This window comes from Roseibium sp., assembly GCF_039982295.1.
Lineage (GTDB): Bacteria > Pseudomonadota > Alphaproteobacteria > Rhizobiales > Stappiaceae > Roseibium.
The window spans coordinates 262,946-285,820 of sequence record NZ_JBDWYP010000064.1 but is presented as its reverse complement, the minus strand read 5'-3'; the positions used below and the strand labels follow the sequence as shown (position 1 = coordinate 285,820).

Below are 22,875 nucleotides of genomic sequence, written 5' to 3'. Positions count from 1 at the left end.
ATGCCTCCATCTCCGGTTTTCCGAAGGTGAAAGCAGGATCGCTCCTGATACACTAGGGCATGCCGTGGCGACCTCTCGATGCACCAACAAGAATGCGGCGGGTTTACCCTCCGCGCCAATGAAAGGATGCAAAATGCCCAAGCTGAAGACGAAGTCTGGAGCCAAGAAGCGCTTCAAGCTGACCGCAAGCGGCAAAGTGAAAACAGCCCAGGCCGGTAAGCGTCATGGCATGATCAAGCGCACGACCAAGTTCATCCGCAACGCCCGTGGCACCACCACGCTGGCACCGCAGGATGCGAAGATCGTGAAGCAGTTCCTGCCGTACGCCTGAGCCCAAGCACCTATCCTTAGAGGAGTTATCACATGTCGCGCGTAAAAAGGGGCGTAACCGCCCATGCACGTCACAAGAAGGTTCTGAAGGCTGCCAAAGGCTACTACGGCCGCCGCAAGAGCACCATCCGCGTCGCAAAGCAGGCGGTCGAAAAGGCCGGCCAGTACGCTTATCGCGACCGGAAAGCCAAGAAGCGCAATTTCCGTTCGCTCTGGATCCAGCGTATCAACGCTGCGGTTCGTGAACAGGGCCTCACATACGGCCGCTTCATCGACGGCCTTAACAAGGCTGGCGTCGAAGTTGACCGCAAGGTTCTGTCCGATCTCGCCATTCATCAGCCGGATGCCTTCAAGGCTCTGGTCGAGAAGGCTCAGGGCGCTCTGACCGCCTGATCCGGACGAAAAGATCCGAATTGGCGTCATGCCAGTTCAAAACGACAAAAGGCGCGCTCCGCAAGGACCGCGCCTTTTTTATTTCTGCCGATCGCGTTATCGGTCAGACAAGCAACCCAGTCCTAAAAGCGTATCGCGAAGGGCTTGCGAGAGGGGAGTATGCGGCTCGGACCCTAGCCTCGCTGTCAGCTTGGTATTATCGAGATTCAAGCCGTTCTTCCAGAAGACGGAAATGTCCGAGAGCTCACGAAAAAACGGCACAACAGGTGAAAGCGCCTTGATCGCCCACCAGGGGAAGGAGCCGATCGGCAGATCTGGTCGGCCAGCAGCAGAGCAGACCTCTTCAGCTATACTGACGCCGCGCTCGAACCAATGGCCTCGAAAATGATAGCAATCGAACGGGGCAAGTTCACCCTCCATAGCTACCAGCTGCGCGATGGCCTCGGCAAAGTCAGGCAAATATGCCCATGCATGCCCTGCACTCGCGCGTCCCGGATAGGTCAGCTTCCGCAAAGGCTTGCCCGGCTCGACGACCACCTGTGAAAACCACGAGCTTTTGGTCTCCTCCCCAAAGAAATCCCCGGCCCGAACAATCAGAACCTTCACACCATCCCTTTCGCTGGCCTTGCGCAAACGCTCTTCCAACTCGACGCGGATTGTACCCTTGCGCGTTGTTGGTCTCTGAGGGGTCGTCTCGCTCAGCAAAGGCCCATCGCCAACACCATAGTTATAGATCGTGCCAGGAAGAATGATCCGCGCACCGCTTGCCCTTGCGGCTGCGAGAGTGCTCTCAAGCATCGGCAGAACCAGCTTGGGCCAATTTTTGTAACGAGGTGGATTCACCCCGTGAAAGATCAAAGAGGCGCCTTCCGCTGCGGCGACAACCGCTTCCTTGACCATCGCATCGCCCTGGATCCACACCGCCTGCGGAAGCAGTGATCGCACGTCTTCCGGGTGACGATGCAACGCACGAATTTTCCACCCCCCCGCCAATAGGGCACGTGCGACCGCCAATCCGGATCCACCGGTCGCTCCGAGTATCAACGCCGTCTTGCCTGTCATGTCAGTCTCCATCAATTCGACTGAGCGGAAAGTTGACAGGTCTTGAGATAAAATAAATTGTCGTAATGCGTATCTCTGTTATAGAAAATTATATGAGCCATCCATCTCCCACATGGGATCATTACAGGTCGTTTCTGGCCATTTTGCGTGAAGGCAGCTTGTCAGCGGCTGCCAGATCCCTTCAGCTCACCCAGCCGACGATTTCCCGTCATCTTGACCAGCTCGAAGCCAGTCTGAGCTCCGGACGACTTTTCACCAGGGCGCCTCAAGGCCTGACCCCGACCGACGCCGCCCTTCGACTTGCCCCCCATGCCGAAGCCATGGAATCAGCAGCCGCAGCACTCCAGCGCAGCGCCGCAGGCAACCCATCTGCTATGACCGGTGTCATCAGGATCGCCGCAAGCGATGTTATTGGCGCCGAGGTTTTACCGGGGTTTTTGAGGGAAATCCGCGCCCGGCATCCGGGTCTGGTTTTTGAAATCAGCCCGTCCAATCAAATGACAGACCTTCTTCGTCGAGAAGCGGATATTGCCATCCGGATGACCCGCCCAAACCAGAAAGCGCTGATCGCTAGGCGGTGTCCGGACATCAGGCTGGGGCTCTTTGCCCATCCCGATTACCTTGAGCGTCACGGCGGTCCGAAATCAACCGATGACCTCAAAGAACACATCATCATAGGGTTTGACAGGGATCCGAACGCCCACCGCCTGCTCAAGCAGTTCGGCTTGCCGCTGGATCCCGCACATTTCACCTACAGGATCGACAACCAGATCGCCCAACTCTCCGCTATTCGGCAAGGCTGCGGCATCGGATTTTGTCAGATTGGTCTGGCAGCGCGCGCGCCAGGACTAACGCGCTTGCTGGCGGATGAAGTCGACATCCCACTGGAAAGCTGGATCACCATGCATGAAGATCTCAAAGGCGATCAGCGCATGCGCCTCGTCTTCGATCACCTCCATGCGGCCATGACCTCATATGCGAGGGATGGCAGCCGAGCTGAAGTGCCATCACAGCGCCAACCGAGCCGAATTGCGCAATCTCAATGAGCCAAACCAATAAAGATAACTTCCATGGACCCTGAGTAGGCATTCATGGCGACCCGATAGAGTTTGGCATCACGCTGAGCAGAATAGTGATATTCGCTGCCCTGGCAGTCATAGGCCACGATTGGACGGAATCCGTCGCGACGAAGGTTTTCATAACCGACGCGGCAATGCTTGCGCTTTACGGCAACACCCTCATTCGAACGTTTCGTCCGATGGTCGCGCACCGCGACCCTGGTCTCCTGCCGATGGTCGCGAACGCTTCTGGATGAATTGTCAGCCATGACCGGGGTGGTGACGGACAGCCCGCTCAGAACAACGGCGATGACTACGATAGCAGATTTCCGGAACATCGTCTTACCCTTTGCGCTTCGTCTCTATTTCGATGACCTGACTATGGCAACGGCGTACTGAACGCGCTTTGAAGCTCCCGTTCATCTTCGGTTCATGGGAATGGACAACGTCGCCGGATTGATCGGATTGCACCTTTGGCGTTAACCATTTTGGACAAGACGCAAGGTTTTCCGCGACACAAAAGTTAACAAACGCTAGAATTTGGCATGAGCATTGCGACGTTCCAGTCAGGTACGGGGTCCTCGTACCGTTGTGGGACAAGATGAGGCGATCCACGTGCGTATTGAACCGGTCAAAGCCCTCGGGCGTTCCAATATGAAGCGCAAGCGCCGGTATCGGGACGAGCCAGAACAGCCGCGCGAGAAAAGCGCGTTCCAGCTGCAACTGGTACCGCAGGAAGCGCACATCGAAGAAGATCACGACCGTTTCATTGCCCGCTATCGTCCGAATGCCACGTTCCTGGCGCACCTCATCGCTACCCGCGACGGTGATCCGCAGACCAGATACAAGCGTCAGACCGAGCCGGAGATTGGTACAAGCCGCTATCGCGAGACGGCAGCCAGCCCCCGCAAGCGAGAAGCAGGGCATCTCATAGCCATCGAATATTGAACTCCTTCAGCTCGTGTCATGCGTCCGCTTGAGACGCCATCTCTCGCTGTGTCAGCTCATCCACGAGCGATCGCACCTCCCTCAGCAACGGATGCCGATCCGTCGCTTCGCGCCCATAGCCAAGATTAAAAGCATAATCAAAGCCTGGAGCATTACGCCCTTTGACATGCTGCAGCATGGTTTCGATCTTGTCGAACCCCTTGGCAAGAATGGCTTCCGGTGACCTGGCGTCCGTATACTCATCCCAAAGCGCGACAATTTCAGCAGAAAGATCTTCCGGCAGCGCTTTGCACAAAGTTAGCAAATCCTGACGTTCCCGCGCAGCCCTGCCGTCATCTGAAGATTGGATGGGCGCCGGCACATCACCTGAAATCGCCTCTCCCAGATCATGAACAACGCAGATCTTCAGCAACTTAAGCACGTCGATATTAGCCACCTCCGCTTCAAACAGAATAGCCAGAAGGCAGAGTCGCCACGTGTGCTCGGCGGTACTCTCAAGGCGTCCTTGCGCTGTTCGACCACTCCGCAGCGTGTCCTTCAACGTCTCGGCAGCCTGGATAAAATCGATGATACGAACGTGCCGAGCTGTGTCGGCGGGGATTGGTTCTTGATCAGGTGCAAAAGTCATGACGCAAGAATATCGACCACCTGCTGTGCCGCAACGTCCCGCATAATTTATGCAGCCAATGCAGAGGAAACCAGGCCAGCGACGCGTTTATGCCAGCTCCTGACGAGCTCCATCGCGGACCAGGCGCGCAAAACTGCCGTCCGACAGCGCGATACGCGTATAGACTATCTCGCCTGCCCGGATTGTCAGATCGCGATGATCCATGCGTTCGGTCAAGACCGTCACCTCCGGCGGGTGGGCATCCATCCAACCCTTCCCCGCAAGACTGGCCTCGCCAACACGAATGCCATCCGTCGCATAGCGCCAGAGCGACGTCCCGAGCTTGTCGCTGAGCGGAACACGCCAGTCTTCAAGGCGCGGAGCTGACGCTGCCAGCAAACGGTGGGTGAAGTCGCAGATGAGATGAACCGGTTGCCGGGAAGTTTCGACCAACTCGTTCAAGGCATGGTCCGCTGACGATGTGGGCCGAGCGCTTAAAAGCCGTTCAAGCCACTGCGCATGCGCACCCTCTGGAACCAGCCGGCCACTCTCCCAACGGGACACGGTGGTTTGTGAAACCCTCATTTCGGCCGCAAGTGAAGATTGTTTGACCCGATTCAGTATTCGCCATCGACGCAATGTCGGCCCAAACCATTCATGACGTTGCATGCCCAGCTGAAACACGTCTGGCTCTCCTGCGCCCAACAAGTCTCGCCCAGCAAGTCTCGCCCAGCAAGTCTCGAATGTGTGATCCTCAACACGCCACGAACGCTGCGGAACCTCTACACCTGACAATGCGTTTACCGCATGAGGCCGCCGAACGGCCACCTGGAAAGAGGATCAGCACCATGCAGATCACAGCCATCACCCGCGTTGATGATAGCCCGACTTTCGCCCGTCAGGAAGCGCGACAGGCCGAACCACGCGCGCGACGCCGCGCAGAATTTTCGCTGATTGAGGAAAAGAGACAGCCAGCCAGCTCCGGTCGCGAGGCAACCAACCCGGCAAGTCCGCTGGCGTATTCACCAGACTTGCTGCGGATGACCGCAGCTCAGAACGATGCCATCACTTTGTCCACCGGCGCTGCGATTTACCGCAACGCCGGCCAACGAGAGGCAGGCCGCCTGACCGGCCACCAATACTCGGCAACCTTCTGAACCACGTCAGTATCCGGCCGCGTGGCCGTCCTTGCGCGGATCGGATCCTGCAATCAACGCATGGTTGGCCTTGTCGATCATGATCGCCTGACTTCCACCGATCGCACCGGCTGCACGGCGCACTTCATGGCCCTTTGCGGCCAGGCCATCGAGCGTGGACTGTGGAATCATTTTTTCGGCTTCCAGCACATGTGTGTCCAGGTCAAAGAACATGCGTGGGAAGTCGATCGCCATCTGAACATCCATGCCGTAATCAATGATGTTCGAAATCAGATGAGCGTGGCCGCAAGCCTGATAATGACCACCCATCACGCCGAAGGAAAGCCAGGGAGCTCCGTCCTTCAAAGCCATCGCCGGGATAATCGTGTGCATCGGGCGCTTGCCACCGGCAATCGTGTTGGCATGACCCGGCTTGGCGTGGAAGACGGCCCCGCGGTTGTGCAACAGAACGCCGCTTTCAGGCGCCAGAATGCCACTGCCGAACGAGTTGAAGATCGAATTGATGAAGGAGATCGAAAGGCCGTTCTTGTCGACCACGGTCAGATAGACCGTATCCGTTTGAGGCGCCAAGCTTGTTCCGGGAAGTTCCTCAAGCTTCTTGTAGGGATCGATCATGGCCGCAAGCTGATCCAGATAGTCTTCCGCAATCAGATTTGTGTGGCAGATGTCCATGTAGCCGGGATCGGTAACGAATTTGTCTCGAACCGCATAGCCGATACGCGATGCCTCCATCTCCAGGTGCAACCGCTCCGGACCCAATGGATCCAGGCTTTCAAGATCGAAACGTTCCAGAATGCCGAGGATCACCAGGGCAATTACCCCCTGACCGTTGGGTGGCAGCTCGGCAATGGTGAAGCCTCGATAATCACGGATCACGGGAGACACCGCTGTCGTATGACAGGCCGCAAGGTCTTCACGCGTCATGACGCCGCCAAGCCCCTGAAGGGTCGAGACAATATCTTCCGCAACTGGGCCAGTGTAGAAAGCATCGGCACCACCGGCTGCGATTGCTTTCAAAGTCTCCGCAAGCCTCGGAAACTTCATGATCTGACCGACGTCAGGAGCTTTTCCGCCCGGCAGATAGGCAGCCTTGGCCGCCTCTGATCCGCTCACCCGGTCGACGCTGTCTTTCCAGTCATGCTGAACCCGCGGCGCGACCGGAAAACCATTCTCCGCATAATCGATGGCCCGCTTGAACAAAGCGTCGAAACCGAGCGTGCCATGCGCTTTCAAAAGCGTCTCCCATGCCCGAACAGCGCCTGGGACGGTTACGGCATGTGGCGATGTCGGCGTCAGTTCATCGATGCCCCTAGCGGCCAGATAGTCCGTGCTGATGCACGCAGGTGCACCCCCCGATCCGTTGAAACCGGCCATTCTTCCGTCCGGCTCCGTAACGATGGCAAAGCAGTCACCGCCAACTCCAGTCATTTGCGGCTCGACCACGGCCTGAACTGCTGATGCAGCGATAGCAGCGTCCACGGCATTCCCGCCCGCCTGCAGCACCTCAAGCGCCGCGCTGGTGGCAAGCGGATGCGATGTGGCTACGGCCGCTTCACGTGCAAAAACCGGTGAACGTCCTGGCGCTTCAAAATCGCGTTTCAAATTCAATCTCCGGAGTTTTTCCTCCCAGGAGGAAATCTTTGGTTATTCAGGCTTCTGTTCGCCCGGCAGGCAATCTGTTAGCCCTGTCACACTGAGGTGTCCAATTTGTAAGGGAGAAGCAACCAGATGCGCAAACTAACTCTTTCAATGGCTGAGCAAATCATTTCAGCCGCTTTCGAAAAGGCAGCGGAGCTGAAACTCAAGCCCCTGACGGTGGCCGTTCTCGATGCTGGCGGACATCTCGTCTCGCTCTCGCGCCAGGACGGCGCTTCGATCATGCGTCCGCAAATCGCCAGCGGAAAAGCCTTCGGTGCCCTGGCCGTGGGAACCGGCACCCGCTGGCTGAATGCCAATGCGGAAAGCCGCCCACACTTCGTGCAGGCACTGAATGGTGTCTCTGGCGGCGCCATCGTTCCCGTAGCTGGCGGTGTCCTGATGAAGGATGAAGCCGGCGACGTGGTCGGTGCCGTCGGCATCACGGGCGACACATCTGACAATGATGAAGCAGCCGCGCTTGCCGGCGTTGCAGCGGTCGATCTGGTTGCCGACTGCGGCTGACGCCAAACTTCCATGCAGTCAGCCGGGTGACTTGAACCCGGCTGACACACGCCCTGTCAGTTCTTGTCGCCCAGCGCGTTGATCTTGGCCTGCATATCGGCAAGTTGGCGCTTCATGTCATCGAGATCCGACGACGGCTCGGCCTTGGCGGCCTGCGGTGCAGAAGCGCCGTCTCCCGCCGCAGGACTGCCGCCAGCTTCGCCCGCAGAAAAGGGCATGAACATCTTCATTGCCCGCTCGAACATTTCCGTGTTGCGCTTGACCTGGTCTTCGATGGCGTCGAAGGCCGTCGCGCCGAAGGTGTCACTCATCTGCGCCCGCAGCTTGTCCTGCTCCTGAGTCAGTGACGTCATCGAATATTCCAGAAAGCTGGGAACCAGTCCCTGCATGCTGTCACCGTAGAAGCGGATCAACTGACGCAGGAATGGGACCGGCAGCAAATTCTGGCCTTTGCCTTCCTGCTCGAAGATAATCTGCGTCAGAACAGAGCGCGTGATATCGTCTCCCGTTTTAGCGTCATAGACGATGAAGTCCTCTTCCCCCTTCACCATCACGGCCAGGTCCTCCAGCGTCACATACGTGCTGGTACCTGTGTTGTAGAGCCGCCTGTTGGCGTATTTTTTAATGATCGTTGGCTCGTTGGTCTTTGCCATTCCCGTCTTCCGTTGCAAGGAGCCTCGCGGCAAGTTCCCGTTTGACGACAAGCTAATAGAGCTCGCCGCCGCTTCCTCCAACTTTGAGACTAAGCCAATAGATGCAGCTCTTGCCAGCCTTTTTGTGTGCAGTGACGAAAGGATGTTTATGCGCCTGCGAAAAGCGCATGCAAGTAAGGGGCATTCCGGTTGACTTGAGATGGGCCACAGTTTCTAGTCGCGGAGAGAGGGACAACACGCCAGTGCAGCCATGCTGCCATTGTGCGCCGCGGCCCTTCCTGGAGGAAAAGCATCTGGAGTTTATGATGAGCGCTTCTACTGATGTCGTAATTGTCAGCGCGACACGCACCCCCGTCGGTTCTTTTAACGGTGCATTTGCCACCACCCCCGCCCATGAGCTAGGCGCGATTGTCATGAAGGCCGCCCTCGACAAGGCCGGAGTCTCCGGTGACGATGTCGACGAAGTCGTTTTCGGCCAGGTCCTCACCGCCGGCATGGGTCAGAACCCGGCACGCCAGGCTGCAATCGGGGCTGGCATCTCGGAAGGCGCAACCGCATGGGGCCTCAACCAGGTCTGCGGTTCGGGTCTTCGCTCGGTTGCTATTGCCGCCCAGCAGATCATGTGCGGCGACGCCACGATCATGATGGCTGGCGGTCAGGAAAACATGACCCTGTCGCCTCACTGCGCCCCTATGCGGGCCGGTTACAAGATGGGCGACTACAAGATGGTCGACACCATGATCAAGGACGGTCTGTGGGATGCCTTCAACGGCTATCACATGGGTCAGACAGCTGAAAACGTTGCCGAAAAGTGGGAAATTTCCCGCGAACAGCAGGATGAATTCGCCCTTGCCTCGCAGAACAAGGCGGAAGCCGCCCAGAAGGCCGGCAAGTTCAAGGACGAGATCACCCCGGTCACGATCAAGGGCCGCAAGGGCGACACGATCGTTGAAGACGACGAATACATCCGCCACGGCGCGACACTGGAAAGCATGCAAAAACTGCGTCCGGCCTTCACCAAGGAAGGATCCGTCACTGCAGCCAATGCTTCGGGCATCAACGACGGCGCAGCTGCGATTCTGGTAATGAGCGCAGCAGAAGCCGAAAAACGCGGCCTCAAGCCACTCGCGCGCATCGCCTCCTGGGCCACCGCAGGCGTCGACCCTGCGATCATGGGCTCAGGTCCAATACCTGCCTCCCGCAAGGCACTGGAAAAGGCAGGCTGGTCCGCTTCCGAACTGGATCTGGTCGAAGCCAACGAAGCCTTCGCCGCACAGGCCTGTGCGGTCAACAAGGACATGGGTTGGGATACGGACATCGTCAACGTCAATGGTGGCGCCATCGCCATCGGGCATCCGATCGGCGCTTCTGGCGCACGTGTTCTCTGCACCTTGATCCACGAAATGGTCCGTCGCGACGCCAAGAAGGGTCTCGCCACCCTCTGCATCGGCGGAGGCATGGGCGTTGCCATGTGCATCGAGCGGTCATAACCGCTGGGCCCAAAAGGCCTAACCACATTTGATATCTGTCATGGCGAAGCAAAAGCGGCTTTGTCATGACATACCGACCACGGGGATTGTGAAAGCCCGGTCTACGGGCGAAAGAGGAGGTACAGATGAACAAGGTTGCACTGGTCACGGGCGGAACGCGCGGCATCGGCGAAGCCATTTCGCGAGGTCTCAAAGAAGCGGGCTACACCGTCGCTGCCACCTATCACGGCAACGTCGAAAAAGCTGAGGCGTTCAAGGCCGAGACTGGCATTCACGTCTACAAGTGGGATGTCGCCAACCCGGAGGAATGCGCCGAAGGCATCGCCAAGGTCGAAGCTGACCTTGGACCGGTTGAAGTTCTGGTCAACAACGCCGGCATCACGAAGGACGGCATGTTCCACAAAATGTCCTTCGACCAGTGGCGCGCGGTACTTTCCACCAACCTCGATTCCATGTTCACCATGACCCGTCCCGTGATCGAAGGCATGCGTGCCCGCGGCTCCGGCCGGATCATCAACATTTCGTCGATCAATGGCCAGAAGGGCCAGATGGGTCAGGCGAACTATTCGGCGGCCAAGGCCGGCGTGATCGGCTTCACCAAGGCTCTGGCACAGGAAAACGCGTTCAAGGGCATCACTGTGAACGCGATCTGCCCGGGCTATATCAACACTGACATGGTGGCGGCCATGCCTGAAAAGGTTCTGACCTCTATCATCTCCGGCATTCCGGTCGGCCGCCTTGGCCATCCGGAAGAAATCGCCGGCACCGTGGTCTATCTCGCCTCCGATGTCGCGGCCTTCATGACCGGAGCTGTGATGACCATCAACGGCGGTCAATACATCGCCAACGGCTGATGACGGCCAATGCCACCAGGAACGAAAGGCGCCTCTCGGGGCGCCTTTTTTATTTCCGGACCTTGCGTGCCCATAGAGCGTTAGCCCGCTAATCCCCTGGCTTGAAGAACCGGAAGATCCGCTCCTTGAGGGATCGACCGCCCGGCTCCAACGGTTGGATTTCCGAGACGGCCATGTCATAGGCCGAAATCATCTCCACCTGACCATCAAGCAGATGAATGGCCTGGCGGGTCACCGTCAGATCAAGTCGGCCTTTCAGCATAACAGCTTGATAGATCTGATCGGCTTGCCATTCGGCGGGCAACTTGTAGTGAATCATCTGGTTTGGGTCAGGTGCCGGAATATGGCTGCACATGCCAAACTCTGGAACCAGATAACCACTCATGGACACACCGTCGCTGTTCAGGACAGGGATCACATAACCGGTTATGGCAACATCCTTGCCCCCGAGCGCCGGATTGCCCTCAAGGGCTGCCTTGGCGCGCTGAAGACCGATCGCTTCGCGTTGCTCCAGAAGCCAGTCCGTTCGAACACCTGCGGCAGCGAGCTTGGCTTCCTCACTGTTGAGCTGTTTCTGAAGCTCCTGGCGTTCCCCGCCCGCGACGCCGGTCCCGGACAGTTGCTGCCGCAATCTGAGAACGATTCCAAGTGACCTCAGTTCCTGAATGCTCAATGCCTCGTAGGGATCTTCGAACTGCGCCGCCGGCGTGTCGTTCAAGGCCTCCCAGGTAATCGTCGTTGCGGCAAGTGCCCCAAATGCCAGAAGGCCCGGCAGCAGGAAACCTGTGACGGCTGCAACAAGAAAGATCTTTCTCATCAGGTTTTATCTCCTGTGGCCCTTGCATCGTGCCCGGTCAACTGCGCGAGGCCTCGAGAACCTGCCAAGTCCATTCAACGCCCTCTTTGCGATTCCAGTCCTGCATGGAGGACATGATCACGCTCCTGAGTACGGAAAAGCCATTTGCCTTCGCAAGCTCCGCAGTCGCCGGGGCATCAATCGGAAACACCGGGCGCCCAGGTGCGCCCGGCCCGTGGCGCAGAGACATGACCACACGCCCTTTCTCACTGGCAAGCTCATAAAGCCGTTTCATGGCCGGGGGTCTCTGTGGCTCCGGCAGATGCTGCCAAACACCGATCATCACCTGGCAATCATAGCGATTGCCCGCACCCAGCGCACCAAGATCAGGAAGCTGCGCATCTGACCACTCGATAGCCTTACCTGCATGCAAGGCCTCTCCGGCAGATCGCAGTCGCGCAGCAGGCTCGGCTGCAGTCACAGGGTGCCCCTTCGCCGCAAACCAGGCCGCGTCGCGCCCCGTTCCTGCGCCAATATCCAGAACGTTCGCAGGTGGCGGCGGCAACAAATCCCTCACCGGCTGATAAAGGCCCTCGATGTCGATCTGCTCCGACCGTGTGATCCAGCTGTCAGAAATCGTCTCATAGGTGTTCAGGGCATCGTCAGCATGCCGCATGTTTCCGCCCTGCCGAACCTCATTCGAAATTCCCACCATACCGTCCCTTGACCTTTCCCGCGTCTGGTCACTATGTGACATTGCTAAATGAACGGCGACCCTTCCTGACTGAAAGAGCCCCATGGAATTTGAACGCGATCCGAACGATCCCTCGCGCAAGGAGCTTTCACCGCTCCTGAAATTGGCCCTCGAACTTGGACCGCTGGCGATCTTTTTCCTGTTCAATTCCCGCGGCGAGCAGATTGCAGAAGCCTTTCCCGTGCTTCAGGCGCTTGGCAAGCCGATCTTCCTGGCAACGGCAGCCTTCATGGTCGCCATCGCCATTTCGCTCGTCGCATCTCTTGCCCTGACCAAACGCCTGCCGGTCATGCCTCTGATCACAGGTGTTGTCGTGCTGGTCTTTGGTGGCCTCACACTTTGGCTACATGATGATCTCTTCATCAAGCTGAAGCCGACGATCATCAACTGCCTTTTTGGCGCCGTTCTGCTCGGCGGCCTGCTCTTCGGAAAATCGCTTTTGGGCTATGTTTTCGACAGCGCCTTCAAACTGACCGACGAGGGCTGGCGCGTTTTGACGTGGCGCTGGGGTCTGTTCTTTTTCGTGCTTGCCGCCATCAACGAGATCGTCTGGCGCAATTTTTCGACCGACTTCTGGGTCAACTTCAAGGTCTTCGGCGTCATGCCGATCACCCTGCTGTTCACGATGACCCAGTTGCCGCTGATTCAAAAGCACGCTCTTGTCGAGGACGACGGTGATCAGGCCTGATCACCTCATCCCGGATTTAGCCCCGACGAGCAAACACCGCGATTGATCAATGCATGTCGCCGTGGCCAAAAGCCACGTCCCGGCGCGCGCCGGTGATGGAGATCGAAAAGCCTGCGATGACGTCAATCAGGGCGATGACCATCAGGATGAAGAAGAGCGAGGTTGCTGCCTGTGGCAGCACCAGGAACTCGACCAGATAAGCCACGAGCACAAGCACTGACAGCATGTGGTCAAGCAGGGCCGCCCGTCCGATGCGCGTGGCCTTCAGAATTTCAACGAAAAGAAAAAACAGGCCTGCGGTGATCAGGAGATCACTGGCGAGCAGCTGGAACGTCGCGCCGGAGACCATGCCGAAGGTGATGACCGGCGTGGTCCAGAACCCCGGATCCGTTTCGCCGGCTGTGAAGGTCAGGCCGTTGTAGATCAGAAACGCGAACAGGGTGAATGGCAAGGCGGAGAGAAGGCGCATGAACAGGCTCCAGATTGCGTTTGCCCGGGGCGCTGATCCCGGGAAAGGCTGATGCTGCGGACCTGACACGATCTTCCCGGCCAATTCAAGATGGCAGGCCACAAAAAGAAAAAGGCCGGCCTGTCGAAACAAGGCCAGCCTCAATCTCGTTTGCCGTGCGGCAATCCTGAACCCTTAGACGTCGTCCTTGGGTGCGAGGATCTGACGGCCCCGGTACATGCCAGACTTGAGGTCAACATGATGCGGGCGACGCAGTTCGCCTGAATCCTTGTCCTCAACGTATGTCGGCTGCTTCAGGGCGTCCGGGGAACGGCGGAAACCGCGCTTCATGCGCGAAGTTTTCCTCTTCGGTACGGCCATTTTGTTCTTCTCCGTGGTCCATAGTCGCGCGGCCCGGACCGGGAAAGCCCGGGGCGTGGCGTCACGCAGCGTGTTGGAATGGGCGGCGTTATACAGGCAACGCTCAGCTTTTGCCAGCCCATCAAGTGAAATTTCTTGCTGCCGACGTACACAGAAGCAACCGGCCCGTCAAGAGCCAAGCACACAGCCGAATATGGGGCCGGCACCTTTGACCCGGGAAAGGTTGGTCGAAGACAGCTTGCGGTGGCCCTGGGAAGGCTTTGCGGGATTTCGCCCCAACGGGTTCGGCAGTGCGGTTGCCAGACGCGCAGCCTGGGTTCTCGTCAGATCTTTGGCCGGTTTTCCGAACCAGGCCTGACTGGCAGCCTCCGCTCCAAATATGCCTTCTCCCCACTCGGCAATGTTGAGGTAAATTTCCATGATCCGGCGTTTCGTCAAGATCCCGTCGATCATCAGGGCCAGCGGCAATTCAAGCCCTTTTCGCAGATAGCTGCGCCCGCCCCATAGATAAAGATTCTTTGCAGTCTGCATGGTGAGGGTGCTGGCACCGCGTGGCGCTTCCCCCTCATTCAAAAGAACATCGACCTGTTTTTGCAGCGCAGCCCAGTCGACACCGCCATGGTCACAATAGCCGCTATCTTCCGACGTGATGACGGAGCGCACCAGATGTGGCGATATTTCGTCCAGAGAGCGCCATTGCCGGTCCACCCACAACAGTTGAGCATAACGGGCAAGCATCAAGGTGCTGACGGGTGGCACAACTGCATAGACAACAGTCAGAAACGGCGGCAGCAGCAGAATCGCGAAGGCACCGCGGATCGCCCAACGGCGCCACGATGCCTTGTCCAGCCATCTGGCAAGCACGCCACGGCTAGCATCACCTCTGTCCTGTCGTTTCCCCTTGCCCGTCTTGCCTGCCGTGGATTTGGCAGTCCCGGCCTTAGTTCGGGCCATTCAGTTTCCGTTCGTTGTCGACGATGAAATCCCGAATGATCGGCACAGCGTCGCGTTCCTTCGACAGGAGAAGCTGGAACACCATGTTTGAGCCATGCAGGAATCCCAACTCCACCGCGCAGAGATAAAACTCCCACATACGGCAAAAGGTTTCGTCATAGAGTTTCGCCGCGTCTTCCCGGCGCGCCTCAAACCGCAGCCGCCAGTCCCGGATTGTATAGTAATAATGCAATCGCAGGATCTCGTTGTCGCAGACCCATAGCCCAAGCCGCTCGGTGGAGGCAAAGACTTCCGAGAGCGCCGGAACGTAGCCGCCAGGAAAAATATATTTGCGGATGAACGGCCCCGTCGTTCCCGGAGGGGTCATACGGCCGATGGAGTGGATGACAGCATAGCCCCTGTCGGTCAGGCAATCCTTGATCTTGCCGAAATACGCATCGAGATGGCCAATGCCGACATGTTCCATCATGCCGACTGAAATCACCCGGTCAAACTGTCCCTCAAACTCGCGATAGTCTTTCAGCACAAACTGGATCTTGTCCTCCAGCCCGGCTGCTCGGACACGCTCTTCTGCAATCTTCACCTGTTCTGGCGAGACGTTCAGCGAGGTCACCTTGGCGCCAGCCTGGGCCATACGGATTGCCAGAGATCCCCAGCCGCCGCCAATTTCCAGCACCTCCATGCCCGGTTGCAGATCAAGCTTGGCGACAAGATGGTTCAACTTGGCCGCCTGGGCCTGCTCCAGCGTGTCGTCGGGCGAAGAGTAGTAGGCGCAGCTGTAGTTCAGCCCCTCATCCATGAACAGGCGATACATCTCGGTTGAGAGGTCATAGTGATGCCGAGCCTGCTCCTTTGCCCGCTCCACGTTGTTCTTCTGCTGCCGCCGCCTGAACGCCTTCCAGAAACGCCGTAGAAGCCCCTGGACCGGGTTGGAGCCCAGAGGTGCCCGGTTGATCGAAAACAGAAACATGAAGTCGTAGATCGTTGAGCCTTCCTCCAGGGTCAGGCTTCCGTCCATATAGGCTTCGCCGGCGGCGAGCTCCGGATTGAGAAAAAGCGACCTATAGAGTTTCTTGTCGTGCAGACGGATCGCAACCGTCGGGCCATCTGTACCCGATCCAAATTCATGCAGGTCACCCTCGGCGTCATAGACGCGCATCTGCCCGCGTTTCACAAAGGATTTCAGCAAGCTCGACAAAAGACGCATTCAACAAACCTCCGGCAAAACCTGATTGGCACTTATCCAAGAGAGCGGCCCAAACAATCGCAATTCAAATTGATGCTATCGATTTTTATCTTTCTTTCTTGACGATACAGGCAATTGGCTTCAGGGAAACCGAAACTTGCTCGCCAATCACGTTACCCATCCAGGAGCCGATCTTGACCTTCGACATCAAGCCGCACCTTGCCAAACAGGCACAGCAAATGGAAACGGCTCTCGAAGGATTGCTTCGCGAGCAGGTCGTGGCGGGAGAGACAACTCGACCGGCCCGACTACTTGAGGCAATGCGCTATGCGGCCCTCAGCGGCGGCAAACGACTGCGCCCCGTGCTCTTGATGGAGACGGCAGCCCTGTTTGGACGAGCAGACGAAGGGGTTTGTCAGGCGGGTGCCGCGCTGGAGTTCATCCACTGCTACTCATTGGTCCACGATGATCTACCGGCCATGGATGATGATGACCTGAGACGCGGTCGTCCGACGACCCACAAGGCCTTTGACGAGGCAACAGCCATACTCGCAGGTGATGCACTCCTGACCCTGGCTTTCGATGTCATCACCGATGAGATGGTTCATCCAGAGGCCGCAACGCGCTTAAAACTTGGCCGCGAGCTCTCCCGTGCCGCAGGAGTCGGGGGAATGGCTGGCGGCCAGATGCTGGATATCGAGTCGGAGAACCGGGACAGGACAGAAACGGAAATTCGAACGCTGCAGGCCATGAAGACCGGTGCGCTCCTTCGATATGCCTGCCGTGCAGGCGCAATTCTTGCTGATGCGAACGACATCGAGATCCAGCGCATGACCCGTTTCGGCGAGATTATCGGCCTTGCGTTTCAGCTTGCCGATGACCTGCTGGACGTCGAAGCAAGCTCTGACGTCACAGGCAAGGCGACGGGCAAGGACGCTGACGCAGGCAAGGCCACTCTTGTGGCGCTCCTGGGCGCCGATGCAACGCGTACTGAAATTTCAAGGCTTCTGGAGGAAGCGCAGACCCTTCTGGCGCCTTTTGGCGACAGGGCGGGCCACCTCTCTGCGATCGCCGGCTTCATCGCAAACCGCGATCACTAGTGCTGCTTCAATCGTCCGCTTTCGGCTGTACACGGCCGAAGTCTGGCGCGTCTGTTTCCTGGCCCGCTTCGATAATCGACCGCCTGATGCTGCGGGTTCGCGTGAAGAGATCGAACAAGGCATCGCCATCGCCCCAACGGATCGCGCGCTGCATGGCCGACAGATCTTCCGAAAATCTGGACAGCATTTCCAGGATAGCGTCCTTGTTGTTCAGGCAGACGTCACGCCACATGGTCGGGTCCGACGCCGCAAGGCGGGTAAAATCGCGAAAACCCGAGGCTGAATACTTGATGACTTCCGACTTTGTCACCGTTGCAAGATCATCGGCCGTGCCAACGATGTTGTAGGCAATAAGATGCGGGAGGTGCGAGACGATCGCGAGCACCAGATCATGGTGGTCCGCATCCATCAGGTCCACATTCGATCCGCAACCGCGCCAAAATGCAGAGAGCTTTTCAGTGGCCGCGGCATCAACGCCCGGTTCCGGCGTCAGGATGCACCAGCGGTTGTCGAACAGGGTTGCAAACCCGGCGTCCGGGCCGGATTGCTCCGTGCCGGCAATCGGATGGCCTGGTATGAAATGAACACCATCCGGCACATGTGGCCGGACCTGATCCACCACCGATTGCTTTGTCGAGCCAACATCCGTCAGGATTGCCCCTGGTGACAGGGAAGGCGCAATCCATTTGGCCACGGCGCCGTTTGCCCCAACGGGAACACAGAGAACGACAAGATCGGCTCCCTCGACGGCTTCTCCCGCATCGAGACAATAGCGATCGCCAAGGTCCAGCTCTTCCGCACGGGCCAGCGTTTCCGCAGAGCGCGTGGACACAACAATCTCGCGCGCAAGATTCCGCTCGCGGGCGACCCGGGCAATCGAAGATCCGATCAGGCCGATACCGATCAGGGCCAAACGTTCAAACTGTGGTTCACTCATCAGACAAACAGGACTTCAGTGGGTTATCCAAGAAACTCGGCAAGGGCGGAGACGACGGTCTTGTTGGCATCTTCGGAACCGATCGACATGCGAAGAGAGTTCGGGAGGCCATAATTTCCAACCAGGCGCAGAACGCAGCCGCGATCCAGAAGAAACGCATCGGCGTCTTTCGCGCGCTTGCCTTCGATGTCCGGAAAATGGATCAGGACGAAGTTACCGACACTCGGCGTGACCGACAGACCGAGCTTTTCAAGCTCTGCCGTCACCCAGGGCAACCAGGTTTCATTGTGATCAACAGCGCGCTCAAGAAAGGCCTTGTCACGAACGGCAGCAATACCGGCAGCAATGGCAGGACCATTGACGTTGAAAGGCCCGCGGATACGGTTCATGGCGTCCATGATGTGAGCAGGGCCAAAACCCCACCCCAGGCGCAAACTGGCAAGGCCGTAGATTTTGGAGAACGTGCGGGTCATCACCACGTTTTCAGCAGTGGCGGCCAGGTCCATGCCGCTCTCATAATCGTTCTTGCGCACATATTCCGCATAGGCTGCGTCGAGCACCAGAAGTACGTTGGCTGGCAACTCGTCATGCAGGCGGCGCACTTCCTCAAACGGTAAATATGTACCAGTCGGATTGTTCGGATTGGCGATGAAAACGACTTTCGTGCGCTCCGTCACCCGCTCCAAAATGGCGTCGACATCGGTCGTCAGGTTCTTTTCCGGGGCCACCACCGGAGTTGCTCCGGCCGCCCGGATCGCAATGTCATAGACCAGAAAACCGTGCTCGGAATAAATCGCTTCATCGCCCGGCGCCAGATAGGTGTAGGCGAGCAGGCTGAGGATCTCGTCCGAACCGGCACCACAGATGATCCGGTCGGCGTTCAGTCCATAGACCTCGCCAATGGCCTCTCGCAACGCCGTAGATGCACCATCTGGATAAAGCTCCAGGTGTTCAGCGACATTGGCCACCGCAGCGATGGCGTTTTTACTCGCACCCAGCGGCGTCTCATTGGACGACAGCTTGTGGAGTGTCACGCCTTTGGATCCCTTGGACTTGCCCGGCACATAGGCGGCAATATCCAGAACACCAGGACGTGGCAGAGGTCGCTTCGAGGTCTCGTCGGCGACCGTGGATTTCGATGCATCGGTCATTCAGTCATTCCTTCAGAGGCAGCGGCATCAAAATCTTCATCCGCATCGCCTTCAACGTCGATCGGGGCGGAGTAGCCGCCAACCAGTCTCAAAACATCCGGCTCGGCGCCTGCAGCGGCACAGGCCTTGAATATTTCGTCTTCGCTCAACTGCGCAGAGACTGCAAGCAAGGCGTCAACGCCACTGGCGGAGCGGTGGAAGCTGACGACCTCAAGCCCTTCATTCATCAGGTTGCCTGGCAGGACTCCGGTCCAGCGCGCGTCAAAGACCAATGTGTCGCGCTTCACCGTTTCGGCCACCGACCGGGAAATCACCAGGGCCGGCATATCTGCCGGTCGCTCATCAACAACCAGGAAGGGAAGGCGGGCGATCACCTCCGCGCCATCGGTGTTGAGACCACGCCACCAGGGAAGATCTGCCCGGTCCTGAAGTGCAATCAATCCGAGATCACCGTCAGAAGCCGCGACCGATCCAACCACATCCGCCGCATCGGCGCCTGGCACAAGCTCGCAGGAAAAGCCGAAATGGAATCTTGCGAGATCCAGCATTCCCAGAAGGTCCGCACTGCCATCCAGATGCAGCTGAAAATCACCCTGCAGGCGCAATGACGCCGAGATCAGCTCCCTCCAAAGGTGCTCAACTGTTACCAGCGGCAACACACCTTCGTGGCGTTCCACCAGGTGGCGCATTAGTTCGGCTTCTCGGTCCGGCTGGAAAACCACGCTTTCTGCGCCGCTCGCCAATCTCGCGGCGGCTATTCCAGACCCGATCTGCGCACGTTCCATTAGAAGTGCATGCAACTGGCCATCCAGCTCGTCGATACGGTGATGCAAACCATCCAGCGTTGCTTCGCGGTCGGTAGTGATGCTCATTGGGAACCCTGGAACCTCTGTGGGAGCAAGCTTTTGAAGGCCTTAGTCATAGGCATGGCACACCGAAATGGCAAAAGAAAACATTGACACCGCGCCCCTGCCGATCCTAGGTGCTTGGTTCCCGGCCGGGAACCTGACCAGCAAGTCGGCAACGGACCAGTGAAACGACCCATTGGCTCGCTTTTCCCGGACAAAACCGCACTAGAGTGACCCGCGACCCTGATATGGCCGAAGAGACCTCCGCGACAGATCCAGCAAACATCCCGTTGGCAGAAGCAGACCGCCCGAGCAGCAAACTCGCGGAATTCCCGGCGAACGAACCGCTCGAGCTCGACGCGGGAACAGAACTCGCGCCCTGGCAAATTGCTTATGAGACCTACGGTGAGCTAAACGCGGAAAAGACAAACGCGGTTCTGATCTGCCACGCCTTGACCGGCGATCAATATGTAGCATCCAGCAATCCAATCACTGGAAAACCGGGCTGGTGGACCCGCATGGTGGGACCAGGACGCCCGATCGATACGGATCGCTACTTTGTGATCTGTGCGAATGTTCTTGGCGGATGTCTGGGCACAACGGGTCCAGCGACGACGAACCCGGCAACCGATGCGCCCTATGGCTTGAAGATGCCGGTGGTGACCATCCGCGACATGGTTCGCGCACAGGCACGCCTGATCGACCGCCTTGGCATAGACACGCTCTTCGCCGTTGTTGGTGGTTCCATGGGCGGCATGCAGGTGTTGCAATGGGCAGCCAGCTATCCTGAACGTGTGTTCGCGGCCGTCCCAATTGCAGCCGGTGCGCGCCACTCGTCCCAGAACATTGCGTTTCATGAGGTCGGGCGCCAAGCCATAATGGCTGACCCGGACTGGTGCGGCGGCGCCTACATTGCTGCCGGCAAACGACCCACCAAGGGGTTGTCGGTCGCACGCATGGCGGCGCACATCACTTATATGTCTGATGAATCCCTGCATCAGAAATTTGGCAGAAACCTGCAGGACCGGGATGATCTGACCTTTGGCTTCGACGCTGATTTCCAGATCGAAAGCTACCTGCGCCATCAGGGCATGACGTTCGTCGACCGGTTTGACGCCAATTCCTATCTCTATGTCACACGGGCGATGGACTATTTTGATCTGGCCGCTGAATTCGGCTCACTGCCCGCAGCATTCAAGGACAGCAACACCCGGTTTTGCGTGATGTCTTTCACGTCGGACTGGCTGTTCCCCACATCGGAAAGTCGCGCCGTGGTCAAAGCGCTCAATGCCGCTGCTGCGAACGTATCCTTTGTCGAAATCGACAGCGACAGGGGCCACGATGCCTTCCTGCTCGATGTGCCGGAGATGTTCTCGACCATTCGCGGCTTCATCACCGGTGCGGCCAACGCACGTGGCATTCCCGCGCCCGGAGGGAGCGACTGACATGACAAACTTCGATCCGGCTCTTGGTGTAGTTCCCGTGCGTGGCGACCACCGCGTGGTCGCAAATCTCATGCCCCAAGGCGCACGCGTCCTGGATATCGGCTCCAGCGACGGCACTCTTTTGATGCTGCTTGCCAAAGAATGTGACGTGGACGGCCGGGGGATTGAGCTTTCCCAGAACGGCGTGAACAAATGCGTCGCACGAGGACTTTCCGTGATCCAGGGCGACGCAGACACCGATTTGGCGGATTATCCAGACAAGTCCTTTGATGTCGTGGTGATGAGCCAGACCCTTCAGGCAACCCGGGATCCGAAGGGCGTCATGGACGAACTGCTGCGCATCGGCAACCAGGTGATCATTTCGATCCCGAATTTCGCTCATTGGCGCAACCGCTTGCAGCTTTTGTTCCGGGGCCGCATGCCGGTAACCAAATACTTGCCCTACGAGTGGTATGACACGCCAAACATTCACTTCTGTTCCCTGCGCGACTTTGTCGAACTTTGCCGGGAGCTGGATGCAACGGTCGAAAAGGCTGTCGCGCTGAGCGGCAAGGGCAATGAAATTCCGGTTGCTGCGCCTTGGTGGGTCTGGAACATCATCGCCGAGCAGGCGGTTTTCCAACTACGGCGCCCCTAAGTCTCAGATTGTGTCACTGCACTTGAACGCCGCACCGGCTTTAGCCCGGCGGGCGCTCCCTCCGGAATAAAGACCGGCTTCAGCACACGGAGAGCACTTCTGGTGCCCTCGACCGGCAGGCCGCGGAAAACCTTCTTCTCCGCCTCCATAATCAGCAAGCCGCCAAACGCCGGCCACATCCGGCGCCCGATCCCCTCCCATGTGCGTGCCGAGCGCAAAACAAACCGCGCTCTTGTCGGAGGTAGAAAAAGCGCGTCATCCTGAGCCGCCACATCGAACTGGCAGCTGCGCAGGAGCCCCTTCAACTGTCCGCGCGAATAGGGCCTGCCATAGCCGAATGGCGACAGCTCCGACTGGGACCACAATCCACGCCGGTTCGGAACGATGGCGATCATCCGCCCACCTGGCGCCAGAACACGCCAGGCTTCGCGTAGTATGGCGGCAGGATCGGCCGCATGATCGAGCGCATGAACCGCCAAAACCCGGTCGAAAAACGCATCGGACACGGGAAGCCGGCCATCCTCTATGAGGACCGCTGCATTATCAGCCTCGCGGGGCCATCCAACCGCGCCCTGTGGCGCGGGCATGGCTGCGATACATCGTTCCGCACTCCCCAGATACGGCCGCATGAATGGCCCGGCGTAGCCAATCCCGAGCAGGCTTTGTCCTTCGAGGCTTGGCCAGAGCGCACGGATCCGGCCACCGATCAGGACCCGCAAAAGCCGGCCCATGGGCAGATCATAGAAAGTCCTTAGATCGGCAACGTCGAGATACATGGTCCGCTCATCTGAAACTGGCGCGATTGAACCTTGATCCGGACCATTTCGCAAGGACCAAC

At 58.2% G+C, this 22,875-nt stretch carries 28 protein-coding genes; 12 read left to right on the top strand and 16 right to left on the bottom strand.

The window, feature by feature from the left end; all coding sequences use genetic code 11:
- Positions 1-133 precede the first annotated feature (133 nt).
- Together rpmI and rplT are read left to right on the top strand one after the other, a co-directional pair.
- Positions 134-331 carry a 50S ribosomal protein L35 gene (rpmI, locus tag ABJZ52_RS14290; protein WP_153771500.1) on the top strand — a complete coding sequence of 66 codons (198 nt, stop codon included), beginning with the start codon at positions 134-136 and terminating at the stop codon, positions 329-331.
- A 32-nt stretch (positions 332-363) separates the two neighbouring features.
- Positions 364-723, top strand: coding sequence for a 50S ribosomal protein L20 (gene rplT, locus ABJZ52_RS14285; RefSeq protein WP_153771501.1), 360 nt, complete (start codon positions 364-366; stop codon positions 721-723).
- Between the two features lie 96 nt (positions 724-819).
- Here rplT and ABJZ52_RS14280 read toward each other — a convergent pair whose 3' ends face one another.
- Complete coding sequence (locus tag ABJZ52_RS14280; RefSeq protein WP_348187502.1) at positions 820-1,785, bottom strand: NAD-dependent epimerase/dehydratase family protein; 966 nt, start codon at positions 1,783-1,785, stop codon at positions 820-822.
- A gap of 92 nt (positions 1,786-1,877) precedes the next feature.
- Between ABJZ52_RS14280 and ABJZ52_RS14275 the strand changes: the two genes are divergently transcribed.
- Positions 1,878-2,831, top strand: a complete 954-nt coding sequence (locus ABJZ52_RS14275; protein WP_348187504.1) for a LysR family transcriptional regulator — start codon at positions 1,878-1,880, stop codon at positions 2,829-2,831.
- On the opposite strand, the gene ABJZ52_RS14270 is transcribed toward ABJZ52_RS14275, so the two are convergent.
- Positions 2,825-3,181, bottom strand: a complete 357-nt coding sequence (locus tag ABJZ52_RS14270) for a hypothetical protein (protein ID WP_348187506.1) — start codon at positions 3,179-3,181, stop codon at positions 2,825-2,827. The two genes, ABJZ52_RS14275 and ABJZ52_RS14270, sit on opposite strands and share 7 nt — an antisense overlap.
- A 277-nt stretch (positions 3,182-3,458) precedes the next feature.
- Between ABJZ52_RS14270 and ABJZ52_RS14265 the strand changes: the two genes are divergently transcribed.
- A complete protein-coding gene (locus tag ABJZ52_RS14265) occupies positions 3,459-3,791 on the top strand; it encodes a hypothetical protein (RefSeq protein ID WP_348187507.1) in 333 nt (110 codons plus the stop codon).
- A 16-nt stretch (positions 3,792-3,807) separates the two neighbouring features.
- On the opposite strand, the gene ABJZ52_RS14260 is transcribed toward ABJZ52_RS14265, so the two are convergent.
- A complete protein-coding gene (locus ABJZ52_RS14260; protein ID WP_348187509.1) occupies positions 3,808-4,419 on the bottom strand; it encodes an HD domain-containing protein in 612 nt (203 codons plus the stop codon).
- Positions 4,420-4,506: 87 nt separating this feature from the next.
- Positions 4,507-5,067: a helix-turn-helix transcriptional regulator gene (locus tag ABJZ52_RS14255; protein WP_348208112.1), complete on the bottom strand. Its 561-nt coding sequence runs from the start codon at positions 5,065-5,067 to the stop codon at positions 4,507-4,509.
- A 179-nt stretch (positions 5,068-5,246) separates the two neighbouring features.
- Between ABJZ52_RS14255 and ABJZ52_RS14250 the strand changes: the two genes are divergently transcribed.
- Positions 5,247-5,555: a hypothetical protein gene (locus ABJZ52_RS14250; RefSeq protein ID WP_348187512.1), complete on the top strand. Its 309-nt coding sequence runs from the start codon at positions 5,247-5,249 to the stop codon at positions 5,553-5,555.
- A gap of 6 nt (positions 5,556-5,561) precedes the next feature.
- On the opposite strand, the gene ggt is transcribed toward ABJZ52_RS14250, so the two are convergent.
- Positions 5,562-7,157 (bottom strand): gamma-glutamyltransferase, encoded by a 1,596-nt coding sequence (gene ggt, locus ABJZ52_RS14245; RefSeq protein ID WP_348187514.1) that lies wholly within the window; start codon positions 7,155-7,157, stop codon positions 5,562-5,564.
- A gap of 126 nt (positions 7,158-7,283) precedes the next feature.
- On the opposite strand from ggt, the gene ABJZ52_RS14240 reads away from it, so the two are divergent.
- The gene (locus tag ABJZ52_RS14240; protein WP_348187516.1) at positions 7,284-7,715 is read left to right on the top strand and encodes a heme-binding protein; all 432 of its coding nucleotides are present in this window, start codon (positions 7,284-7,286) and stop codon (positions 7,713-7,715) included.
- A 56-nt stretch (positions 7,716-7,771) separates the two neighbouring features.
- Here ABJZ52_RS14240 and phaR read toward each other — a convergent pair whose 3' ends face one another.
- Complete coding sequence (gene phaR / locus ABJZ52_RS14235; protein ID WP_348187518.1) at positions 7,772-8,368, bottom strand: polyhydroxyalkanoate synthesis repressor PhaR; 597 nt, start codon at positions 8,366-8,368, stop codon at positions 7,772-7,774.
- A gap of 305 nt (positions 8,369-8,673) precedes the next feature.
- On the opposite strand from phaR, the gene ABJZ52_RS14230 reads away from it, so the two are divergent.
- Complete coding sequence (locus ABJZ52_RS14230; protein ID WP_348187521.1) at positions 8,674-9,858, top strand: acetyl-CoA C-acetyltransferase; 1,185 nt, start codon at positions 8,674-8,676, stop codon at positions 9,856-9,858.
- A 125-nt stretch (positions 9,859-9,983) separates the two neighbouring features.
- Positions 9,984-10,712, top strand: coding sequence for an acetoacetyl-CoA reductase (gene phbB, locus ABJZ52_RS14225; protein ID WP_192109906.1), 729 nt, complete (start codon positions 9,984-9,986; stop codon positions 10,710-10,712).
- An 88-nt stretch (positions 10,713-10,800) separates the two neighbouring features.
- On the opposite strand, the gene ABJZ52_RS14220 is transcribed toward phbB, so the two are convergent.
- Positions 10,801-11,529, bottom strand: a complete 729-nt coding sequence (locus ABJZ52_RS14220; RefSeq protein ID WP_348187524.1) for a DUF3299 domain-containing protein — start codon at positions 11,527-11,529, stop codon at positions 10,801-10,803.
- A gap of 37 nt (positions 11,530-11,566) precedes the next feature.
- Positions 11,567-12,184 (bottom strand): methyltransferase domain-containing protein, encoded by a 618-nt coding sequence (locus ABJZ52_RS14215; protein ID WP_348187527.1) that lies wholly within the window; start codon positions 12,182-12,184, stop codon positions 11,567-11,569.
- 121 nt (positions 12,185-12,305) lie between these two features.
- Between ABJZ52_RS14215 and ABJZ52_RS14210 the strand changes: the two genes are divergently transcribed.
- Positions 12,306-12,950 (top strand): septation protein A, encoded by a 645-nt coding sequence (locus ABJZ52_RS14210; RefSeq protein WP_348187529.1) that lies wholly within the window; start codon positions 12,306-12,308, stop codon positions 12,948-12,950.
- 46 nt (positions 12,951-12,996) lie between these two features.
- Here the strand turns inward: ABJZ52_RS14210 and ABJZ52_RS14205 are convergent, their stop codons facing one another.
- The 4 genes from ABJZ52_RS14205 to ABJZ52_RS14190 all read right to left on the bottom strand — a co-directional run bounded on the left by ABJZ52_RS14205 (position 12,997) and on the right by ABJZ52_RS14190 (position 15,940).
- On the bottom strand, positions 12,997-13,419 hold the full coding sequence (locus tag ABJZ52_RS14205) for a hypothetical protein (protein ID WP_348187531.1): 423 nt from the start codon (positions 13,417-13,419) through the stop codon (positions 12,997-12,999).
- A 174-nt stretch (positions 13,420-13,593) separates the two neighbouring features.
- A complete protein-coding gene (rpmF, locus tag ABJZ52_RS14200; RefSeq protein ID WP_153771517.1) occupies positions 13,594-13,779 on the bottom strand; it encodes a 50S ribosomal protein L32 in 186 nt (61 codons plus the stop codon).
- Between the two features lie 168 nt (positions 13,780-13,947).
- The gene (gene mtgA / locus ABJZ52_RS14195) at positions 13,948-14,733 is read right to left on the bottom strand and encodes a monofunctional biosynthetic peptidoglycan transglycosylase (protein ID WP_348187534.1); all 786 of its coding nucleotides are present in this window, start codon (positions 14,731-14,733) and stop codon (positions 13,948-13,950) included.
- Positions 14,720-15,940 (bottom strand): cyclopropane-fatty-acyl-phospholipid synthase family protein, encoded by a 1,221-nt coding sequence (locus tag ABJZ52_RS14190; protein WP_348187537.1) that lies wholly within the window; start codon positions 15,938-15,940, stop codon positions 14,720-14,722. Before ABJZ52_RS14190 ends, mtgA begins: the two co-directional genes overlap by 14 nt.
- A 218-nt stretch (positions 15,941-16,158) precedes the next feature.
- Here ABJZ52_RS14190 and ABJZ52_RS14185 point away from each other — a divergent pair, with 218 nt between their 5' ends.
- The gene (locus ABJZ52_RS14185) at positions 16,159-17,019 is read left to right on the top strand and encodes a polyprenyl synthetase family protein (protein WP_348187593.1); all 861 of its coding nucleotides are present in this window, start codon (positions 16,159-16,161) and stop codon (positions 17,017-17,019) included.
- A gap of 7 nt (positions 17,020-17,026) precedes the next feature.
- On the opposite strand, the gene ABJZ52_RS14180 is transcribed toward ABJZ52_RS14185, so the two are convergent.
- From ABJZ52_RS14180 to ABJZ52_RS14170, 3 genes are read right to left on the bottom strand one after another with little or no spacing between them, the layout of a single operon-like run.
- Positions 17,027-17,956 carry a prephenate/arogenate dehydrogenase family protein gene (locus ABJZ52_RS14180; RefSeq protein ID WP_348187539.1) on the bottom strand — a complete coding sequence of 310 codons (930 nt, stop codon included), beginning with the start codon at positions 17,954-17,956 and terminating at the stop codon, positions 17,027-17,029.
- Between the two features lie 23 nt (positions 17,957-17,979).
- Entirely contained in the window at positions 17,980-19,107 is a 1,128-nt protein-coding gene (gene hisC, locus ABJZ52_RS14175; protein ID WP_348187541.1) for a histidinol-phosphate transaminase, read from the bottom strand.
- Positions 19,104-19,979, bottom strand: a complete 876-nt coding sequence (locus ABJZ52_RS14170; RefSeq protein WP_348187544.1) for a chorismate mutase — start codon at positions 19,977-19,979, stop codon at positions 19,104-19,106. Before ABJZ52_RS14170 ends, hisC begins: the two co-directional genes overlap by 4 nt.
- Positions 19,980-20,203: 224 nt before the next feature.
- Between ABJZ52_RS14170 and ABJZ52_RS14165 the strand changes: the two genes are divergently transcribed.
- Together ABJZ52_RS14165 and metW are read left to right on the top strand one after the other, a co-directional pair.
- Positions 20,204-21,400, top strand: coding sequence for a homoserine O-acetyltransferase (locus ABJZ52_RS14165; protein WP_348187546.1), 1,197 nt, complete (start codon positions 20,204-20,206; stop codon positions 21,398-21,400).
- Position 21,401: 1 nt separating this feature from the next.
- On the top strand, positions 21,402-22,037 hold the full coding sequence (gene metW / locus ABJZ52_RS14160) for a methionine biosynthesis protein MetW (RefSeq protein WP_348187549.1): 636 nt from the start codon (positions 21,402-21,404) through the stop codon (positions 22,035-22,037).
- Here metW and ABJZ52_RS14155 read toward each other — a convergent pair.
- On the bottom strand, positions 22,034-22,813 hold the full coding sequence (locus ABJZ52_RS14155; RefSeq protein ID WP_348187551.1) for a methyltransferase domain-containing protein: 780 nt from the start codon (positions 22,811-22,813) through the stop codon (positions 22,034-22,036). The two genes, metW and ABJZ52_RS14155, sit on opposite strands and share 4 nt — an antisense overlap.
- Between the last annotated feature and the right edge of the window lie 62 nt (positions 22,814-22,875).

Coding starts and splice junctions, on each gene's coding strand:
- rpmI (WP_153771500.1), top strand. CDS start 134: ATGCCCAAGCTGAAGACGAAGTCTGGAGCCAAGAAGCGCTTCAAGCTG.
- rplT (WP_153771501.1), top strand. CDS start 364: ATGTCGCGCGTAAAAAGGGGCGTAACCGCCCATGCACGTCACAAGAAG.
- ABJZ52_RS14280 (WP_348187502.1), bottom strand. CDS start 1,785: ATGACAGGCAAGACGGCGTTGATACTCGGAGCGACCGGTGGATCCGGA.
- ABJZ52_RS14275 (WP_348187504.1), top strand. CDS start 1,878: ATGAGCCATCCATCTCCCACATGGGATCATTACAGGTCGTTTCTGGCC.
- ABJZ52_RS14270 (WP_348187506.1), bottom strand. CDS start 3,181: ATGTTCCGGAAATCTGCTATCGTAGTCATCGCCGTTGTTCTGAGCGGG.
- ABJZ52_RS14260 (WP_348187509.1), bottom strand. CDS start 4,419: ATGACTTTTGCACCTGATCAAGAACCAATCCCCGCCGACACAGCTCGG.
- ABJZ52_RS14255 (WP_348208112.1), bottom strand. CDS start 5,067: ATGCAACGTCATGAATGGTTTGGGCCGACATTGCGTCGATGGCGAATA.
- ABJZ52_RS14250 (WP_348187512.1), top strand. CDS start 5,247: ATGCAGATCACAGCCATCACCCGCGTTGATGATAGCCCGACTTTCGCC.
- ABJZ52_RS14240 (WP_348187516.1), top strand. CDS start 7,284: ATGCGCAAACTAACTCTTTCAATGGCTGAGCAAATCATTTCAGCCGCT.
- phaR (WP_348187518.1), bottom strand. CDS start 8,368: ATGGCAAAGACCAACGAGCCAACGATCATTAAAAAATACGCCAACAGG.
- ABJZ52_RS14230 (WP_348187521.1), top strand. CDS start 8,674: ATGAGCGCTTCTACTGATGTCGTAATTGTCAGCGCGACACGCACCCCC.
- phbB (WP_192109906.1), top strand. CDS start 9,984: ATGAACAAGGTTGCACTGGTCACGGGCGGAACGCGCGGCATCGGCGAA.
- ABJZ52_RS14220 (WP_348187524.1), bottom strand. CDS start 11,529: ATGAGAAAGATCTTTCTTGTTGCAGCCGTCACAGGTTTCCTGCTGCCG.
- ABJZ52_RS14215 (WP_348187527.1), bottom strand. CDS start 12,184: ATGCGGCATGCTGACGATGCCCTGAACACCTATGAGACGATTTCTGAC.
- ABJZ52_RS14210 (WP_348187529.1), top strand. CDS start 12,306: ATGGAATTTGAACGCGATCCGAACGATCCCTCGCGCAAGGAGCTTTCA.
- ABJZ52_RS14205 (WP_348187531.1), bottom strand. CDS start 13,419: ATGCGCCTTCTCTCCGCCTTGCCATTCACCCTGTTCGCGTTTCTGATC.
- rpmF (WP_153771517.1), bottom strand. CDS start 13,779: ATGGCCGTACCGAAGAGGAAAACTTCGCGCATGAAGCGCGGTTTCCGC.
- mtgA (WP_348187534.1), bottom strand. CDS start 14,733: ATGGCCCGAACTAAGGCCGGGACTGCCAAATCCACGGCAGGCAAGACG.
- ABJZ52_RS14190 (WP_348187537.1), bottom strand. CDS start 15,940: ATGCGTCTTTTGTCGAGCTTGCTGAAATCCTTTGTGAAACGCGGGCAG.
- ABJZ52_RS14185 (WP_348187593.1), top strand. CDS start 16,159: ATGGAAACGGCTCTCGAAGGATTGCTTCGCGAGCAGGTCGTGGCGGGA.
- ABJZ52_RS14180 (WP_348187539.1), bottom strand. CDS start 17,956: ATGAGTGAACCACAGTTTGAACGTTTGGCCCTGATCGGTATCGGCCTG.
- hisC (WP_348187541.1), bottom strand. CDS start 19,107: ATGACCGATGCATCGAAATCCACGGTCGCCGACGAGACCTCGAAGCGA.
- ABJZ52_RS14170 (WP_348187544.1), bottom strand. CDS start 19,979: ATGAGCATCACTACCGACCGCGAAGCAACGCTGGATGGTTTGCATCAC.
- ABJZ52_RS14165 (WP_348187546.1), top strand. CDS start 20,204: ATGGCCGAAGAGACCTCCGCGACAGATCCAGCAAACATCCCGTTGGCA.
- metW (WP_348187549.1), top strand. CDS start 21,402: ATGACAAACTTCGATCCGGCTCTTGGTGTAGTTCCCGTGCGTGGCGAC.
- ABJZ52_RS14155 (WP_348187551.1), bottom strand. CDS start 22,813: ATGTATCTCGACGTTGCCGATCTAAGGACTTTCTATGATCTGCCCATG.